Origin of the sequence: Pantoea sp. JKS000250 (genome assembly GCF_003201065.1) — a bacterium.
Lineage (GTDB): Bacteria > Pseudomonadota > Gammaproteobacteria > Enterobacterales > Enterobacteriaceae > Pantoea > Pantoea vagans.
The window spans coordinates 578,401-594,550 of record NZ_QICZ01000001.1 but is presented as its reverse complement, the minus strand read 5'-3'; the positions used below and the strand labels follow the sequence as shown (position 1 = coordinate 594,550).

The 16,150-nt window shown below is 56.2% G+C and carries 18 protein-coding genes; 13 read left to right on the top strand and 5 right to left on the bottom strand.

Translation table 11 applies throughout. The features are described 5' to 3' along the window. The first annotated feature begins 62 nt into the window (after positions 1-62). The 7 genes from BY447_RS03105 to BY447_RS03075 all read left to right on the top strand — a co-directional run bounded on the left by BY447_RS03105 (position 63) and on the right by BY447_RS03075 (position 6,459). On the top strand, positions 63-1,391 hold the full coding sequence (locus BY447_RS03105; RefSeq protein ID WP_110330493.1) for an aspartate aminotransferase family protein: 1,329 nt from the start codon (positions 63-65) through the stop codon (positions 1,389-1,391). Further along, positions 1,388-1,942 (top strand): carboxymuconolactone decarboxylase family protein, encoded by a 555-nt coding sequence (locus BY447_RS03100; RefSeq protein WP_199226918.1) that lies wholly within the window; start codon positions 1,388-1,390, stop codon positions 1,940-1,942. Before BY447_RS03105 ends, BY447_RS03100 begins: the two co-directional genes overlap by 4 nt. A gap of 128 nt (positions 1,943-2,070) precedes the next feature. Then, entirely contained in the window at positions 2,071-2,823 is a 753-nt protein-coding gene (gene glnH / locus BY447_RS03095; RefSeq protein WP_110330492.1) for a glutamine ABC transporter substrate-binding protein GlnH, read from the top strand. A 51-nt stretch (positions 2,824-2,874) separates the two neighbouring features. Continuing rightward, the gene (gene glnP / locus BY447_RS03090; RefSeq protein ID WP_110330491.1) at positions 2,875-3,531 is read left to right on the top strand and encodes a glutamine ABC transporter permease GlnP; all 657 of its coding nucleotides are present in this window, start codon (positions 2,875-2,877) and stop codon (positions 3,529-3,531) included. Positions 3,532-3,533: 2 nt separating this feature from the next. After that, positions 3,534-4,256, top strand: a complete 723-nt coding sequence (glnQ, locus tag BY447_RS03085) for a glutamine ABC transporter ATP-binding protein GlnQ (protein ID WP_107320189.1) — start codon at positions 3,534-3,536, stop codon at positions 4,254-4,256. Between the two features lie 20 nt (positions 4,257-4,276). After that, positions 4,277-5,299 carry a C45 family autoproteolytic acyltransferase/hydolase gene (locus tag BY447_RS03080; protein WP_110330490.1) on the top strand — a complete coding sequence of 341 codons (1,023 nt, stop codon included), beginning with the start codon at positions 4,277-4,279 and terminating at the stop codon, positions 5,297-5,299. Positions 5,300-5,610: 311 nt separating this feature from the next. Continuing rightward, positions 5,611-6,459, top strand: a complete 849-nt coding sequence (locus BY447_RS03075) for a hypothetical protein (RefSeq protein ID WP_110330489.1) — start codon at positions 5,611-5,613, stop codon at positions 6,457-6,459. Between the two features lie 30 nt (positions 6,460-6,489). Here the strand turns inward: BY447_RS03075 and BY447_RS03070 are convergent, their stop codons facing one another. Next, positions 6,490-7,587, bottom strand: a complete 1,098-nt coding sequence (locus tag BY447_RS03070) for a glycerol dehydrogenase (RefSeq protein WP_107319830.1) — start codon at positions 7,585-7,587, stop codon at positions 6,490-6,492. Between the two features lie 144 nt (positions 7,588-7,731). Here BY447_RS03070 and BY447_RS03065 point away from each other — a divergent pair, with 144 nt between their 5' ends. Beyond that, a complete protein-coding gene (locus tag BY447_RS03065) occupies positions 7,732-8,355 on the top strand; it encodes a LysE family translocator (protein WP_110330488.1) in 624 nt (207 codons plus the stop codon). A gap of 4 nt (positions 8,356-8,359) precedes the next feature. Here BY447_RS03065 and cmoB read toward each other — a convergent pair whose 3' ends face one another. From cmoB to BY447_RS03045, 4 genes are all read right to left on the bottom strand, one after another. Further along, a complete protein-coding gene (gene cmoB / locus BY447_RS03060) occupies positions 8,360-9,328 on the bottom strand; it encodes a tRNA 5-methoxyuridine(34)/uridine 5-oxyacetic acid(34) synthase CmoB (protein WP_110330487.1) in 969 nt (322 codons plus the stop codon). Beyond that, the gene (gene cmoA / locus BY447_RS03055; protein WP_033732927.1) at positions 9,325-10,053 is read right to left on the bottom strand and encodes a carboxy-S-adenosyl-L-methionine synthase CmoA; all 729 of its coding nucleotides are present in this window, start codon (positions 10,051-10,053) and stop codon (positions 9,325-9,327) included. The genes cmoB and cmoA overlap by 4 nt, the downstream gene beginning before the upstream one ends. Positions 10,054-10,134: 81 nt before the next feature. Then, positions 10,135-10,530, bottom strand: coding sequence for an MAPEG family protein (locus tag BY447_RS03050; protein ID WP_013358179.1), 396 nt, complete (start codon positions 10,528-10,530; stop codon positions 10,135-10,137). Positions 10,531-10,599: 69 nt separating this feature from the next. Continuing rightward, positions 10,600-11,421, bottom strand: a complete 822-nt coding sequence (locus BY447_RS03045) for a DUF72 domain-containing protein (RefSeq protein WP_110330486.1) — start codon at positions 11,419-11,421, stop codon at positions 10,600-10,602. 211 nt (positions 11,422-11,632) lie between these two features. On the opposite strand from BY447_RS03045, the gene aspS reads away from it, so the two are divergent. From aspS to ruvA, 5 genes are all read left to right on the top strand, one after another. Next, positions 11,633-13,411 carry an aspartate--tRNA ligase gene (aspS, locus tag BY447_RS03040; RefSeq protein WP_110330485.1) on the top strand — a complete coding sequence of 593 codons (1,779 nt, stop codon included), beginning with the start codon at positions 11,633-11,635 and terminating at the stop codon, positions 13,409-13,411. Further along, entirely contained in the window at positions 13,411-13,842 is a 432-nt protein-coding gene (gene nudB, locus BY447_RS03035; RefSeq protein WP_033732925.1) for a dihydroneopterin triphosphate diphosphatase, read from the top strand. Before aspS ends, nudB begins: the two co-directional genes overlap by 1 nt. Before the next feature lie 285 nt (positions 13,843-14,127). Further along, positions 14,128-14,871 (top strand): YebC/PmpR family DNA-binding transcriptional regulator, encoded by a 744-nt coding sequence (locus tag BY447_RS03030; RefSeq protein WP_033732924.1) that lies wholly within the window; start codon positions 14,128-14,130, stop codon positions 14,869-14,871. Between the two features lie 37 nt (positions 14,872-14,908). Continuing rightward, positions 14,909-15,436 carry a crossover junction endodeoxyribonuclease RuvC gene (gene ruvC / locus BY447_RS03025; protein WP_003849205.1) on the top strand — a complete coding sequence of 176 codons (528 nt, stop codon included), beginning with the start codon at positions 14,909-14,911 and terminating at the stop codon, positions 15,434-15,436. A gap of 94 nt (positions 15,437-15,530) precedes the next feature. Next, entirely contained in the window at positions 15,531-16,145 is a 615-nt protein-coding gene (ruvA, locus tag BY447_RS03020; RefSeq protein WP_003849207.1) for a Holliday junction branch migration protein RuvA, read from the top strand. Positions 16,146-16,150 lie beyond the last annotated feature (5 nt).

The window sequence follows — 16,150 nt, the reverse complement described above, 5'->3', positions numbered from 1 at the left end:
ATCCAAATGGATCCGGCAAGATGCGCTGAGTTATCGCAGCGTATTCAGGAGCAGGACCCAGCATGAGCCATATCATTCACCGCAGTCTGCGCAGCACGCCCGCCGTGGCAACCGGCGCCCAGGGAGCGTACATCTTTGATGCACAGGGAAAACAGTATCTGGATGCCTGCGGAGGCGCTGCGGTTTCCTGTTTGGGTCACGCGCATCCCGACGTGCTGGCTGCGATGCATCGTCAGATCGACCAGCTCGCCTATGCACATACCGGTTTTTTTACCAGCGACACGGTTGAACAACTCGCGGAACATCTGACCCGCCATGCGCCTGGCGATCTCAATTATGCCTATTTCGTTTCGGGTGGTTCCGAAGCCGTAGAAACGGCGCTGAAGCTGGCCCGGCAATATTTCGTTGAAATCGGTCAGCCGTCCCGCACGCGGTTCATTGCCCGCCAGCAGAGTTACCACGGTAATACGCTGGGTGCGCTGGCGGTGGGGGGCAACGAATGGCGTCGTCGCCAGTTTGCCCCGCTGTTAATCGACGTGATCCGGGTTTCTGCCTGTAATGAATATCGCGACCGCCGTGATGATGAAACTCAGCAGCAATATACGCAGCGCCTGCTGGATGAGCTGGAGCAGGCGATTATTGATGCCGGCCCGGAGACGATCATCGGTTTTTGCGCAGAGACAGTCGTGGGCGCGACCACCGGCGCAACGCCGCCTACACCGGGTTACTTCAAGGGCGTGCGCGCCCTGTGTGACAAGTACGGCCTGCTCTATATCGCGGATGAAGTGATGTGCGGCATGGGACGTACCGGAACGCTTTACGCGTTTGAGCAGGATGAGGTGGTGCCAGACCTGGTGACCATCGCCAAAGGGCTGGGGGGTGGCTACCAGCCGATCGGTGCAGTACTGGCGAGCGAAAAAATTGTTTCCGCTCTGCAGGCGGGCAGCGGACTGTTCCAGCATGGTCATACCTATATCTGCCATGCCACCGCGGCATCGGCCGCTCTGGCGGTGCAGCAGGTCATAGAACGCGACAATTTATTAGCGGTCGTGAAACAGCAGGGAGATTACCTGCAACGTGCGCTGCGCGATCGGCTGGGCGAGTTGCCACAGGTCGGTGACACCCGCGGGCGCGGTCTGTTTGCCGGGGTTGAACTGGTGCGTGATAAAGCCAGCAAAACGCCGTTCGATCCGGCGCTGAAACTGCACGCCAGAATTAAAGCTAATTGTATGGCGCGAGGTCTGATGGTTTATCCCATGGGCGGAACGATTGACGGGCAATACGGCGATCACATTCTGATTGCGCCACCCTTTATCATCACGACAGCGCAGCTTGATTTTGTGGTGGAAACGCTGGAGCAGGTGATTCGTGAAGAGGCGGCCAGCTTATGATTAACCGTCTGCCGCCGCTGGCGCATCACGAATGGGACGATCAGCAACGTCCGCTCGCAGAAGAGATCATTAACGGGCCACGCGGCGCGCTGCTGCCACCCTTTGAGCCATTGCTGCGCAGCCCTGAGCTGATGGCGCACGCACAGCGCATGGGGGAATATCTGCGGTATCGCAGTGCGCTGGGGCAGCGTTTATCAGAGCTGGCCATTCTGATGACCGCCCGTCATTGGTCCCAGCCAGTAGAATGGGCAATCCATGCGCCGATAGCGCGCGGGAAGGGCATTTCTGCGGCCGCCGTGCAGGCGATAAATGAAAAGCGTCCGCCGGAAGACCTGGAACCCGATGAGTGGGTGATTTACCACTTCTGCCAGCAGCTGCACCAGCAGCAGAAAGTCAGCGACGCTACCTGGCAGCAGGCCATCGATTTGTGGGGCGAGAAGGGCGTGGTGGATCTGATGGGCATTAACGGCTATTACAGTTTTCTCTCAATGATCATGAACGGCGCACAGACGCCGGTACCCGATACGCAGGATCATATTATTCCTGAATAAGTCATCGTTTAATCCGGGCGCAGCCTGACACGCCCTGCATTTCAAATAAATTCTGTTCAGTCATTCCGGCGATAACCTCGCCGGATGATATTCACTGTACGCTATTTCACCGACGCCGGGGGTTAGATATGTCTGGATTATTCTCTAAATTAAAAGTCTCATTGGTATTAGTTGCCTGCTCAGCCAGTTTTATTGCTACTGCTCAGGATAAACTGATGGTAGGTGTGGATACCGCATTTGTGCCCTTTGAATTTAAACAAGGCGATAAGTATGTGGGCTTCGATATTGACTTATGGAATGCTATCGCTAAAAAGATGAACATCAGCTATGAATTACGCCCGATGGATTTTGGTGGCTTAATTCCAGGGCTGCAGTCCCGTAATCTGGATGTTGCGATGGCCGGTATTACGATTACCGATGCGCGGAAACAGGTCGTTGATTTCAGTGACGGCTATTACAATGCGGATTTACTGATGGCGGTAAAAAGCAGTGATACCGCGATCAAAAAATTCAGCGATTTAGCCGGTAAGAAAGTGGGCCTGAAACAGGGCACTGCGGCGGCCAGCTTTATGAAGAGCAAATATAAAGCCGACTATGTTGAGTTTCCTAACATCGATAACGCTTATCTCGATTTGCAGGCGGGTAATCTTGACGCGGTGGTGCATGATTCGCCGAACGTACTCTATTACGTGAAAACGGCGGGTAATGGCAAAGTGAAATCCACGGGTGAGACAGACAGTATTTTGCCGCAACAGTACGGTTTTGCGATGCAAAAGAACAGCAGCCTGACGCCGAAAGTTAACGCTGCATTGCAGGCACTGCGTGCGGATGGCACCTACGACAAAATCTATGTGAAGTGGTTTGCGAAACAGCCGAAATAATTCAGCCGGGTCGGCACAGTCCGACCTCATTTCGCCTTAATGGATCGAACTATGAATTTTGACAGTAAATATATCTGGGAATCCCTGCCGTTATTATTGCAGGGTTTGCAGCTGACGCTGATTATTTCATTATCGGGTTTGCTGGGCGGTTTCGTGATCGGTCTGCTGGCCGGAACCTGTCGCGCATTAGGTGGGCGACTAACTAAAACGCTGTCGCTGATTTTCGTTGAGTTAATTCGCGGCACGCCAATTATGGTGCAGGTGATGTTTATCTACTTTGCCCTGCCGATGGTTATTCCTATTCGTATTGATCCGATTACAGCGGCGATTGTGACCATTGTGATTAATTCCGGTGCCTATATCGCCGAGATTACGCGCGGTGCGATCCTCTCTATCAATAAAGGATTTAAAGAGGCGAGTCTTGCCATGGGATTATCGCAGCGCAGCACCCTGTGGCATGTGATTATGCCGCTGGCACTGCGGCGTATGATCCCCGCACTGGGCAACCAGTGGATCATCAGTATTAAAGATACGTCGCTATTTATTGTTATCGGTGTCGCGGAGCTAACCCGTCAGGGACAGGAGATTATTGCCGGTAATTTCCGCGCACTGGAGGTCTGGACCGCCGTCGCGATGATTTATCTGCTGGTGACGCTCTGCCTGAGTTTTCTGCTGAAGCAACTGGAAAAAAGGATCCATATCCTATGAGCATGGTTGAATTTAGCGCGGTGTCGAAAAACTTCGGCGCGACGCAGGTCCTGCACGATATTAATCTGAAGATTGAGGCGGGCGAAGTGGTGGTGATCATCGGGCCGTCGGGATCGGGTAAATCAACGCTGCTGCGCTGTATTAACAAGCTGGAAGACATCTCTTCCGGAACGCTGCTGGTGGCGGGCAAGCACATCACCGATCCGCATGCGAATGAATGCGATATCCGCCGCGAGGCCGGCATGGTGTTCCAGCAGTTTCACCTGTTTCCTCACCTGACCGCGCTGGAAAATGTGATGTTCGGCCCTGTTCGCGTGCGCAGGCAGAGCAAAGCCTCGGCCCGCGAACAGGCGCTGGCCTTGCTGGACAGGGTCGGCCTGCGTGAACGCGCCAGTCATTACCCCGCAGAACTCTCGGGTGGACAGCAGCAGCGTGTGGCGATTGCGCGCGCGCTGGCGGTAAAACCCAAAATGATGCTGTTTGATGAACCCACCTCTGCGCTGGATCCCGAACTGCGCCACGAGGTGCTGAAAGTGATGCGCTCGCTCGCCGAAGAGGGCATGACAATGGTGATTGTGACTCACGAGATTGGTTTTGCCCGTGATGTCGCCTCAAGACTCATCTTTATTGATGGCGGGACCATTGCTGAGGATGGCTCACCTGATAAGCTGCTTAACGACAGCACGAATCCGCGCCTTAAAGAATTCCTGCAACACGTCTCCTGAAAGAAGTGAATGACAGCACAATGAAAAAAATTGCAATCAGTGGTTCGGCGTTTGAAATCGGTCAGCAGCTCGGCGAATTTGGTCGGGAGGCGTGGCATCAGAAACTGACGCACATCGCGCTGTGGCAAACGGTCACGGCCATGAAACACACGGAACAGAGTCAGCGCATGCGCGCGCAGGTTCAGGCTGACTTCCCGGAAATCTGGCTTGAGCTGGAAGGGCTGGCCAGCGGTTTGCAGGCACCCATTGATGACGTATTTGCATGGAACTGCCGGGGCGATCTGGTGCGTTCTACCTCAGACGGCTGCACCACGGTGGCCGGGCAACGCCGCGATGGGGCGTTGGTCATTGCGCACAATGAAGATGGTTTTCCGCAGCTGCGGGGTGACTGTGCAGTGGTTCGTGTGCTGCCGGATCAGGGCATTGGGTTCACCAGCTTTGCCTATCCGGGTTCGATTTGCGGCCATACGTTTGCCGTCAATGACCGTGGGGTGGTGAACACGGTGAATAACATTCGTGCCGTGCATCGCCCGGCTGGGCTGCCGCGCCAGATTCTGGCGCGTGCAACGCTGAATGCAGCCACGCTCGATGAGGCGATTGCGCTACTGACGACCTCGCCGCGCGCAGGCGCTTTTCATCATACGCTGGGGCAGCGGGGCGATAGCCGACTGTTCAGCGTTGAAGCTACCGGTACAGGTTGTTCTGTCACGCAACTGTCCGGCCTCTTTGCACATGCTAACCATCTTATCCATCCGCAACATACTGCGACTGAGCAGGTGATCACCGACAGCTCTGCTTCACGCCAGCAGCGTCTGGATGTATGGCTGGAAGAAGAGCCAGCATTTGATGGTGACGCTGCAAAAGCCATTCTGTCTGATCAGCATGATGCGGTATTACCTATCTATCGGCTCTCTCCGCAGGATCCCGACGAAGAGAATACGCTGGCAACGGCCATTTTCACCCTGAATGCCAGTCAGGTGAAATGGCAGGTATTCACACAGGATTGCGGACAGGCCGTTTTGCAGGATGTGGTGAGTGAATAAATAACCCGGATCTGGCGAGAGGATCGCCGGAGGAAAACGTTATAAACCCGCTCAGGCGGGTTTTTTATCGCCAGCGGATGACCGGCTATGCGCCGCGTCTGCGTCCTGTTGCCGGCTGTCAGCCTTCACGTACAGGCGTTTTTAATTGTCATCCAGGACTTTTATCAAAAGCCGCAACACAATCTGCATGCTATCCGTTACGCTGCCACAGCCGATGTCTGTCATGAGAGGTTGAGTTAAATCGTCCCGGATTTCCGTTGTTCATCCCCACAGCGTTTACACTGAAAGCAACGTCGCCTGGAATTTACCCTATGAAACGCAATCAGATTCTCACTTTAAGCCTGATACTGACCGTGCTGTGCAGCGGCAACGCTGCGGCCAGCGCATGCCGCGCTGATAACGCCGCCGTGGTCAACAGCAACACCCTGATCTTGCTGGGGGGCAATGCGAAAGGCGCAGTGAAGCAGGTGATTGCAGGTGAATTTGGCAAAGATGTAAATTCGCAAAAGCGGGTGCTGGGTCAGTTTGACGCCTGTGGCGATCTCACTGTAGCTGACGTCAGCTACGACAAAAGTGAACGCAACGTGATCCTCAGCATGGAGCAACATATCGCCAGGGTACAGGGCGGCTGGGTGGCGGAATATGCATATCTGGTCAAAGTGCTGAAAGAGGGCAAAGAAGTCGTTGTTGATAACCGGCAGGGAACGATTAACTGGCAGAAAGGCCAGCATGGCAATATTACCAGCGCCTCCGACAGGTTTACCAGCATGGGCAAAACCGGCTTTACCGACACCACCTATCGCTACGATCGGAAGCGCCAGCTTGAGAAGAGTGTGGCACGTGGCAGCGATCCGCTGACTAACGGCGAGTTTCACTACCACTGGAATCCAAAGGGTCTGGTGACGCGCACCACTTCCGCCCGGGGAACTGACGAATACACCTACGACCCCCAATGGCGCGAAGTGCGGCTCAACGGCACGGCGACCACACCGCTGAGCACCATCCGCTCGGTTGATGAGTGCCAGTCCTGGGATGAGGTCGGCAACTGTACCCTGAGCTATCTGCATGAAACCGAAATCTTCACGCGTGGCACCATCGAGCGCCATCTCAGCTCCGCCTACAAATATGAGTACTGGGACCAGCCTGCGGCAGAAGAGTAACAGGCGATCGAATGATCGCCTGTTGGCGGCTTATTTCACCGTCTGACTAAAGGCATCCAGCCCCAGCAGGGCGTTGGCAATATCCTCAGGTGACAGATGAGGATTAAGGTTTTTCAGCGTATCACCCTCGCTGTTCGCCAGTGCCCCGACTTTCACCAGATTTTCCCAGCTTTCATTTTCCAGATGCATTTCACGCAGCGTGGTCGGCATATTGATGCTGCGATAGAAACGGATATAGCGTGCAATTTCCTCATCCGACCGCTGCTCCAGCACCATCTGCGTCAGTGTGCCATAGGCGACTTTCTCGCCGTGGGTCAGATGGTGGATATCACCATCGATGGCGGTAAAACCATTGTGAATAGCGTGGGCGGCTGCCAGCCCGCCGTTTTCAAAACCCAGCCCCGAGAGCAACGTATTCGCCTCAACCACGGCTTCCACTGCGGGCGTGACCCGTTTTTCGGTAACGGCGATATAGGCGCTGTACCCCCACTTAAGCAATGTTTCTTCACAGGCGCGGGCAATCGCCAGTCCGGCAAGAGTCGGATCGCCGCTGACCATGGATTTAGCATGGGACCGGGCCACTGCCTGCGCTTCAACCCAGGTGGCCAGGCCATCGGCAATGCCGGAGGCAAAGAGCCGTGCAGGGGCACTGGCGCAGACTGCGGTATCCACCAGCACCAGATCGGGATTTTTGCTGTAGAAACGATAGCTCTCAAATACGCCGCTGTCAGAGTAGATCACCGACAGCGCGCTACAGGGAGCATCGGTGGAGGCAATGGTCGGCACAATAGCTACCGGCTGTTTAAGTTCGTCCGCCACCGCCTTAACCGTGTCCAGCGTTTTGCCGCCGCCCAGCCCGACCACCACGTTACAGCCCTGACTCTTCGCCAGCGCACTGAGGCGGGTGATCTCATTACTGGAGGCCTCGCCGTTAAACTGCTGCCAGCTGAATTTCACCCCGGCGGACTGCAGCGTCTGTTGGGTGCGTTCGCCAATCAGTTTCCAGACGACCTCATCCGCCACCAGAAAAGCCTGATCGCCCAGCTCAGTCAGGTACGTGCCCAGCTCATCCAGCACACCGGCGCCCTGCACATATTTACGGGGTGATGAAAAAATAAATTTACTCATAATCACATCTCCTTAATATGAATGGTTCGACCCCATCCAGCCTGGCACAATTCGCTCAGCGTGGCAGGCGATCCCGTACATGACCGCGCCATGGGCTGTTAAGCTGCCTGAACACTCTTTGCTGAGAGATAACGGAGAATCACCATGAGCGCCACGCTGTTTTCATTTCTGTTTGCGATAACCATTCTGACACTCACACCTGGATTTGATACCGCGCTGGTGCTGCGAACCGCCATTGCGCAGGGCTGGCAGCGCGCCTGGGCGACAGCCCTTGGCGTGACGCTGGGTTGTCTGCTCTGGGGCATCGCAGTTGGGCTGGGACTGGGCGCGCTGCTGATGGCCTCTGAAATCGCCTATAACCTGCTGAAGTGGATCGGTGCCGGCTGGCTGCTCTATCTGGGCATAAAGCTGCTGCTTAAGCCGCGTCAGCAATCCGTAGAGACAGCTGAACAGCCCGCACAACAGCAGGGCTATCTGGCCTGCTTCAGTCGGGGATTAATGGGAAATCTGCTGAATCCAAAAATTGGCGTGTTTTACGTCACTTTTCTGCCGCAGTTTATCCCGGCGGGGGCGTCGGTGGCGCTCTGGTGCACGCTGATGGCACTGGCACACATGCTGCTGGGGCTGATCTGGAATGCGGTCCTGATTGGCGGCAGCCACTATTTCTCCGGACATCTGCGAAAACCGAAGGTGCTGAAGGGGATGGATCGCCTGACCGGCTGCGTGTTTCTTGGATTTGCGGCGAAACTGGCGTTGTCTCGCCGCTAGAGCATTAGGGTTTAGTGGCGACCAGCACGGCACGCAGGGGCGCCGGATAGCCTTCAACCGTTTTGCTGGGATCGTCGGGGTCGAGGAACTCAGCGAGGGATTCGCTGGTCATCCAGCCGGTGCGGCGCTGCTCTTCAGTGGTGGTCAGCGCAAAATCGACAATCCGCACATCGACAAACCCGCTTTTCTCCAGCCAGCTTTTCAGTGCTTCCGCTGAAGGAATGAAGAAGACGTTGCGCATCTGGGCATAGCGTTCACCGGGCACCAGCACCTGATTCACATCGCCTTCAATCACCAGCGTTTCCAGCACCAGCTCGCCTCCGCTCACCAGCTGATTTTTCAGCTGTAACAGGTGATCCAGCGGGGAACGACGGTGATAGAGCACACCCATCGAAAATACGGTATCAAACGCCTGTAACGCCGGTAGCTGCTCAATGCCCAGCGGCAGCATATGCGCCCGACGATCGTCATTCAGCAGCTTACGCACTGCTTCGAACTGCACCAGGAACAGCTGCATTGGATCGATGCCGACGACCAGATGTGCGCCCGCGCCAATCATCCGCCACATGTGGTAACCGCTGCCACAGCCCACATCCAGCACCGTCCGGCCCGCCAGCGGGGAGATGTGCGGCAGCACGCGTTCCCACTTCCAGTCAGATCGCCATTCAGTGTTGATGTGGGTGCCGTAGAGGAAGTAGGGCCCTTTGCGCCACGGCATCAGGTTACGCAGTAGTTTCTCAATCCCCTGACGATGGCGGTCGCTGATGTCATCGCGGTCGGCGGTGACGCTGTGCAGCAGGTCGAGCTTTTGCGGCTCCAGCAGCGGCAGATACTCCAGCGACTTATACCAGTCACGAAAGTGACCATGCAGGTTTTCACGCTGCCATTCGCTGATTTGCGCCGGTAATACTTCCAGCCACTTCGCCAGCGGGCCCACTGCAATTTGCTGATAAAAACGGCCAAAGTCGATCATTTCAACGCCACCAGAGATCCAAAATTAAAGCACTGGAACCAGAGTTCGGCGTGCGAGAACCCGGCCTGTTTCAGGCGGGCTTTATGCGCTTCGACGCTGTCTGTCAGCATCACATTTTCCAGCATGCTGCGTTTCTGGCTGATTTCCAGTTCGCTGTAGCCGTTGGCGCGTTTGAAGTCGTGATGCATGTTGAATAACAGCTCACCGACCTCGGCGTCTTCAAAGCTGAACTTCTCCGACAGCACCAGCGCGCCGCCCGGTTTAAGTCCCTGCCAGATCTTTTCCAGCAGCGCCAGGCGTGCAGGCGGCTCCAGAAACTGCAGCGTGAAGTTGAGCACCACCAGCGAGGCGTCTTCAATCTCAATGTCGCGGATATCCGCTTCCAGCACCGTGACCGGCGTGTCAGCGCGAAACGCATCAAGATGTCGGCGGCAGCGCTCCACCATCGCCGGGGAGTTATCCACCGCGATGATCTGGCAACCTGGCACATGAATATTGCGGCGCACCGAGAGGGTGGCCGCGCCCAGCGAGCAGCCCAGGTCATAGACCCTGCTGTCCGGGGTAACAAAACGTTCTGCCAGCATGCCAATCATCGAAATGATGTTGGAGTAGCCCGGCACCGAGCGCTGAATCATGTCAGGAAAGACTTCAGCTACACGCTCGTCAAAAGTCCAGTCGCCCAGTTTTGCAATGGGCGCTGAGAAGAGTTGATCGCGGTCAGACATATCGAAAATCCGAAGAGACGACGGAAAGGGCGCTATTCTCGCAGAAAGTGGGGCGGGCTGCACCCCTTAACCCAGGCTGGCTTAATGGAGCGTCAGGACCAGTTCCCACGGCATGTAGATCAGGTTGAAAATCACCATGCCGCACAGGGAAAACAGCGTCAGGAGCATGCCATATTTACGGCCTGCCATGGCGCTGCTGCGCAATCCCCATGCATGCAGCAGGCGGCTGATAAAGAACAGCAGGCCGGTGAGATGCACCATCCAGATATCGGCGCCGTTCATCTCCATCATCACCAGCAGAAACAGCGCCAGCGGAATGGTTTCAATGGCATTGCCATGAATGCGGATCGCCATTTTCAGGTCGTGATAGCCGCCATCGCCATACGCCACCCGGTAGAACCGGCGGTAACGCACCACGTCCAGCGTGAATTTCATTACCAGCAATGCCCCTATCACCACATATAACGCGCTAACCATAGCCACTCCAGCGACTGTCCATAATGGTTCTATTCTAACGGGCGTGCAGCCCGCTGTCCTGTAACGCCATCAAAACAGTGACGTCTGTTGCGGCCAGTCCGGTCCATTGCCAATAGCCGGATCGATCTCCTGCAACTGCGGCCACAGTGCCTGCACCAGCGGAAAAACCTGGCCCATATCGGGGGTGTGCAGAAACAGCATGGCGTCGCCCTGTTGCTGCCATTCCACGAGCTTGGGACGCCAGATCTGAAACAGCGGCACGCTCTCGTCCACGCTGTCGCTGCCGATAAAGCGCACCATCGGCTGGGAGCCGGTTCGCAGGGCATGAGGCGGCACTTTCGGCTTCTGCGAACGCGCGACCAGCGCCGCCGGGCTTTGCGAGGTGGAGGCGTGAACCGGACGGCTGTCGAGCATTACACGATTGATGCCGCGCTCAAGCAGGCCCCGATTGAGTGACCGTTCCGCCTCGCCCTTGGCGAAGAAAGCCGGATGACGCACTTCGACGCCGTAGTGAAAGCGGCGCGGCAGACTGTCCAGAAAACGCCACAGGTCGTTGAGCTGTGCCGGGGAGAAGCTGGCGGGCAGCTGCAGCCAGTACTGACCGATGCGGTCGGCCAGCGGTTCCATCAGGCGCAGAAAATCGGTCAGCAGGTCGTCGCTGTGCTGCAACGCCGCCTGATGGCTGATTGTATTGGGAAATTTAAAGCAGAAGCGAAATGCATCGTGGGTCATGTCGCGCCAGCGCATCACCGTTTCCGCATTCGGCAGCGCGTAGAGGGTGGTATTTCCCTCTATGCAGTGGAAGTAGCGGGCATAGTCCGCCAGGCTTTCGATACCCCAGCGTTTCCAGTGTGAATGCTGCCACTGGGGCAGGCCAATACGAAGTGTCACGCGCGCTCCTGGCTGCAGGTTAAGAGATTGCATTATCCGCTATGGTCGGGCTGAGGGGCAAATGCACACAGGAAATCGGCGCTTTGGCGCTGATCTGCTTATCCTGTCTGGCTTTTTCCATTATAATGGCCGCCATTTTTGCGACAGCATCGCATCAGGTAACGCGGCCGGATGCTGTCAGCTGCAGCGGCGAAGTTAAAAGGATAGTGTTATGCGTACAGAATATTGCGGACAGCTCAATCTGTCTCATGTGGGTCAGCAAGTCACGCTTTGCGGCTGGGTAAACCGCCGTCGCGATCTGGGCAGTTTGATTTTTATCGACATGCGCGACCGTGAAGGCATCGTGCAGGTGTTTTTTGATCCCGATCGTCAGGACGAATTTAAGCTGGCTTCTGAACTGCGTAACGAATTCTGCATCCAGATCACCGGTACCGTGCGCGCACGCGATGAGAAGAATAAAAACAGCGACATGGCGACTGGCGAAGTTGAGGTGTTTGCCCAGGCGCTGACCATTATCAACCGTTCTGAGCCCCTGCCGCTTGACTCGAATCAGACCAACAGCGAAGAAGCGCGCCTGAAATACCGCTATCTGGATCTGCGTCGCCCTGAGATGGTAACGCGTCTGAAAACCCGCGCAAAAATCACCAGCTTTGTCCGTCGCTTTATGGATGACGAAGGTTTCCTGGATATCGAAACCCCGATGCTGACCAAGGCGACGCCAGAAGGCGCGCGCGACTATCTGGTGCCAAGCCGGGTTCACAAAGGCAAATTCTATGCGCTGCCGCAGTCACCACAGCTGTTCAAACAGCTGCTGATGATGTCCGGCTTTGACCGCTACTATCAGATCGTAAAATGCTTCCGCGATGAAGATTTACGTGCCGATCGCCAGCCAGAATTTACCCAGATCGACGTCGAAACCTCCTTTATGACCGCGCCACAGGTGCGAGACATCATGGAGCGTCTAATCCGCAATCTGTGGCAGGACGTGCAGGGCGTGGACCTCGGCGAGTTCCCGCAGATGACCTTCGCGGAAGCGATGCATCGTTACGGTTCCGATAAGCCGGATCTGCGTAACCCGATGGAGCTGGTGGACGTTGGCGACCTGCTGAAAAACGTGGAGTTCCAGGTCTTCTCTGGCCCGGCTAACGATGAAAAAGGCCGTGTTGCCGCGCTGCGCGTGCCGACCGGTGCGCAGCTGAGCCGTAAGCAGATTGATGAATATGGCAAGTTCGTGGAGATTTACGGCGCGAAAGGGCTGGCGTGGATGAAGGTTAACGTCCGTGCCGACGGTCTGGAAGGCGTGCAGAGCCCGGTTGCCAAGTTCCTGAATGCAGAAATCGTTGAAGGCATTCTGAGCCGCACCGGCGCGCAGGATGGCGACATCATCTTCTTTGGTGCCGACCGCGCCAAAGTGGTCGCTGATGCACTGGGTGCGCTGCGCCTGAAAGTGGGCCGCGAACTGAACATCACCGATGAGAAAGCCTGGGCCCCGCTGTGGGTGATCGACTTCCCGATGTTCGAAGAGGACGAGGAAGGCGGTCTGGCCGCCATGCACCATCCGTTCACTGCGCCGAAAGAGATGAGCGCAGACGAGCTGGCTGCGGATCCAACCCGTGCCGTGGCAAACGCCTACGACATGGTGATCAACGGTTATGAAGTGGGTGGCGGTTCAGTGCGTATCCACAACGGCAAAATGCAGCAGACCGTGTTCAGCATTCTGGGTATTGAAGAGCATGAGCAGCGCGAGAAGTTTGGCTTCCTGCTGGATGCGCTGAAGTTCGGTACACCACCGCATGCGGGCCTGGCCTTTGGTCTGGATCGCCTGACCATGCTGCTGACCGGCACCGACAACATTCGTGACGTTATCGCGTTTCCGAAAACCACGGCGGCAGCCTGCATGATGACCGAAGCGCCAAGCGAAGCGAACCCGGCTTCTCTGCTGGAGCTTGGCATCCAGGTCGTTAAAAAAGAAAAGCCTGAGAATAAATAATGGGCTATAAACACCCGGTTTCAGTGCTGGTCGTCATTTCGGCGCGCGATACTGGCCGGGTGCTGATGCTGCAGCGGCGTGACGATCCCGCATTCTGGCAGTCGGTGACCGGCAGCCTGGAAGCGGGAGAGTCACCGCTGGCAACCGCGTGTCGTGAGGTGAATGAAGAGGTCGGCATTGACGTGCTGGCTGAGCGGCTGGAAATAGAGGATTGTCAGCGTCAGATTGACTTTGAAATCTTTCCCCATTTTCGCCATCGCTATGCACCGGATGTCACCCATAATCACGAGCACTGGTTTCGCCTGCAACTGCCGGAAGAACGGGATATCACGCTGACCGAGCATCTGGCGTTTCGCTGGCTGGCACCCGCTGACGCTGCAGCATTAACCCGATCATGGAGTAACCGCCAGGCAATTGAAGAATTTATCTGAATGCTCGCCTTCGCCCGGTATTCCGGCGGCGGATAGATTAAATTTTATGAATCTGGTGAGTTTTAACAGGACTACACCAACCTATTGAACAGTCAGGCGTCATCCTCGCCACGAAATTGTTCACCGTCAGCGCGACGTCGCCTGCGTACACCGCTACGTGAGGACGATACGCAACGCTCGCCTCTCAGGGCAGTCCGGTTGTGACTCGCCTGGCTGAGCACCGACGGTAAATAAGCTCGCAGCCAGGAGAGCCTGCACCCTGTAAAAGATCGGAGAAAAGTTAACATGGCAGGACACAGTAAGTGGGCAAACACCAAACACCGTAAGGCGGCGCAGGATGCCAAGCGCGGCAAAATCTTCACCAAAATCATTCGTGAACTGGTGACGGCGGCCAAGCTGGGCGGTGGCGATCCGGGTTCCAACCCGCGTCTGCGTGCAGCGATGGATAAAGCGCTGGCGAACAACATGACCCGTGACACCATGGATCGCGCTATCGCGCGCGGTGTGGGCGGCGATGACAACGCCAACATGGAAACCATCATCTATGAAGGTTACGGTCCTGGCGGCTCAGCCATCATGATTGAATGCCTGAGTGATAACCGTAACCGTACCGTGGGCGAAGTGCGTCACGCCTTCACTAAAACCGGCGGCAACCTTGGCACCGACGGCTCCGTGGCTTACCTGTTCAACAAGAAAGGCGTCATCTCCTTCGCGCCAGGTCAGGATGAAGACGCGGTGATGGAAGCCGCACTGGAAGCGGGCGGCGAAGACATCGTCACCTATGACGACGGTGCGATTGATGTCTTTACCGCATGGGAAGAGATGGGCACCGTGCGTGATGCACTGGAAGCCGCTGGCCTGAAAGCGGATACCGCAGAAGTGGCAATGATCCCGACCACCAAAGCGGAAATGGATGCGGAAACCGCACCTAAACTGCTGCGTCTGATCGACATGCTGGAAGATTGCGACGATGTGCAGGAGGTCTATCACAACGGTGAGATCTCCGATGAGGTGGCGGAAACGCTGTAATGGCGTTTACCGTCACAGCGTTAACCGGAGAGGCGTAATGTCGATTATCCTGGGTATCGATCCCGGCTCACGCATCACCGGTTATGGTGTTATTCGTCAGACCGGCCGCCAGCTCACCTATCTGGGCAGCGGCTGTATCCGCACCAATACCACTGAGTTGCCCGCCCGCCTGAAGCTGATTTATGCGGGCGTGTGCGAAATCATCACGCAGTTTTCACCCGATTTCTTCGCTATCGAGCAGGTGTTTATGGCGAAGAATGCTGACTCTGCGCTGAAGCTCGGCCAGGCGCGGGGTGCCGCGATCGTTGCTGCGGTAAACCACGATCTGCCTGTGTTTGAGTATGCCGCCCGTCAGGTGAAACAGACGGTGGTGGGCATCGGCAGCGCCGAGAAAAGTCAGGTGCAGCATATGGTGCGAACTCTGCTGAAACTGCCGGCAAACCCACAGGCGGACGCCGCCGATGCGCTGGCGATAGCCATTACTCACTGTCACGTGGCGCAGAACGCCGCGCGCATGAGTGACAGCAAGCTGGTGCTGACGCGCGGACGGTTGCGCTCAGGTTAGGGCATCGCACAGAACAGACGCTCAGGCTGGATATTCATCCAGCCTTTTTTATGTTATAAAATCCGCCACATTCGTTAGTTAAGGAAGCATTCAGGTGATAGGTCGTTTACGGGGCAACATTCTGGAAAAGCAGCCGCCACTGGTACTGCTTGAGGCACACGGCGTCGGCTATGAAATTTACATGCCCATGACCTGTTTTTATGAATTGCCTGAACTTCAGCACGAAGCGGTGATTTTTACCCACTTCGTGGTGCGTGAAGATGCTCAGCTGCTGTTTGGTTTTAACAGCAAGCAGGAGCGCGCACTATTTCGCGAACTGATTAAAGTGAATGGCGTCGGCCCCAAGCTGGCACTGGCGATCCTCTCCGGCATGTCGGCGCAGCAGTTTGTGACCGCTGTTGAGAAAGAAGAGATCGCGTCACTGGTGAAACTGCCTGGCGTGGGTAAAAAGACCGCTGAGCGTCTGGTTGTTGAGATGAAGGACCGCTTCAAAGGGATGCACGGCGACCTGTTTGGCGGCGATTCGGCCTTTACGCTCACCACGCCGAGCGCTGAGCCGGAAACCAACGATGCGGAATCTGAAGCGGTTGCAGCGCTGGTATCACTGGGTTATAAACCGCAGGAAGCGAGCCGTATGATCAGTAAAGTCGGCCGACCGGATGCGGATTGTGAAACCCTGATCCGCGAAGCGCTCCGCGCCGCCATTTGAGGTAA

Bases quoted from the DNA above. Each gene is read 5' to 3' on its own strand.
- BY447_RS03105 (WP_110330493.1), top strand. From the start codon at position 63: ATGAGCCATATCATTCACCGCAGTCTGCGCAGCACGCCCGCCGTGGCA.
- BY447_RS03100 (WP_199226918.1), top strand. From the start codon at position 1,388: ATGATTAACCGTCTGCCGCCGCTGGCGCATCACGAATGGGACGATCAG.
- glnH (WP_110330492.1), top strand. From the start codon at position 2,071: ATGTCTGGATTATTCTCTAAATTAAAAGTCTCATTGGTATTAGTTGCC.
- glnP (WP_110330491.1), top strand. From the start codon at position 2,875: ATGAATTTTGACAGTAAATATATCTGGGAATCCCTGCCGTTATTATTG.
- glnQ (WP_107320189.1), top strand. From the start codon at position 3,534: ATGGTTGAATTTAGCGCGGTGTCGAAAAACTTCGGCGCGACGCAGGTC.
- BY447_RS03080 (WP_110330490.1), top strand. From the start codon at position 4,277: ATGAAAAAAATTGCAATCAGTGGTTCGGCGTTTGAAATCGGTCAGCAG.
- BY447_RS03075 (WP_110330489.1), top strand. From the start codon at position 5,611: ATGAAACGCAATCAGATTCTCACTTTAAGCCTGATACTGACCGTGCTG.
- BY447_RS03070 (WP_107319830.1), bottom strand. From the start codon at position 7,587: ATGAGTAAATTTATTTTTTCATCACCCCGTAAATATGTGCAGGGCGCC.
- BY447_RS03065 (WP_110330488.1), top strand. From the start codon at position 7,732: ATGAGCGCCACGCTGTTTTCATTTCTGTTTGCGATAACCATTCTGACA.
- cmoB (WP_110330487.1), bottom strand. From the start codon at position 9,328: ATGATCGACTTTGGCCGTTTTTATCAGCAAATTGCAGTGGGCCCGCTG.
- cmoA (WP_033732927.1), bottom strand. From the start codon at position 10,053: ATGTCTGACCGCGATCAACTCTTCTCAGCGCCCATTGCAAAACTGGGC.
- BY447_RS03050 (WP_013358179.1), bottom strand. From the start codon at position 10,530: ATGGTTAGCGCGTTATATGTGGTGATAGGGGCATTGCTGGTAATGAAA.
- aspS (WP_110330485.1), top strand. From the start codon at position 11,633: ATGCGTACAGAATATTGCGGACAGCTCAATCTGTCTCATGTGGGTCAG.
- nudB (WP_033732925.1), top strand. From the start codon at position 13,411: ATGGGCTATAAACACCCGGTTTCAGTGCTGGTCGTCATTTCGGCGCGC.
- BY447_RS03030 (WP_033732924.1), top strand. From the start codon at position 14,128: ATGGCAGGACACAGTAAGTGGGCAAACACCAAACACCGTAAGGCGGCG.
- ruvC (WP_003849205.1), top strand. From the start codon at position 14,909: ATGTCGATTATCCTGGGTATCGATCCCGGCTCACGCATCACCGGTTAT.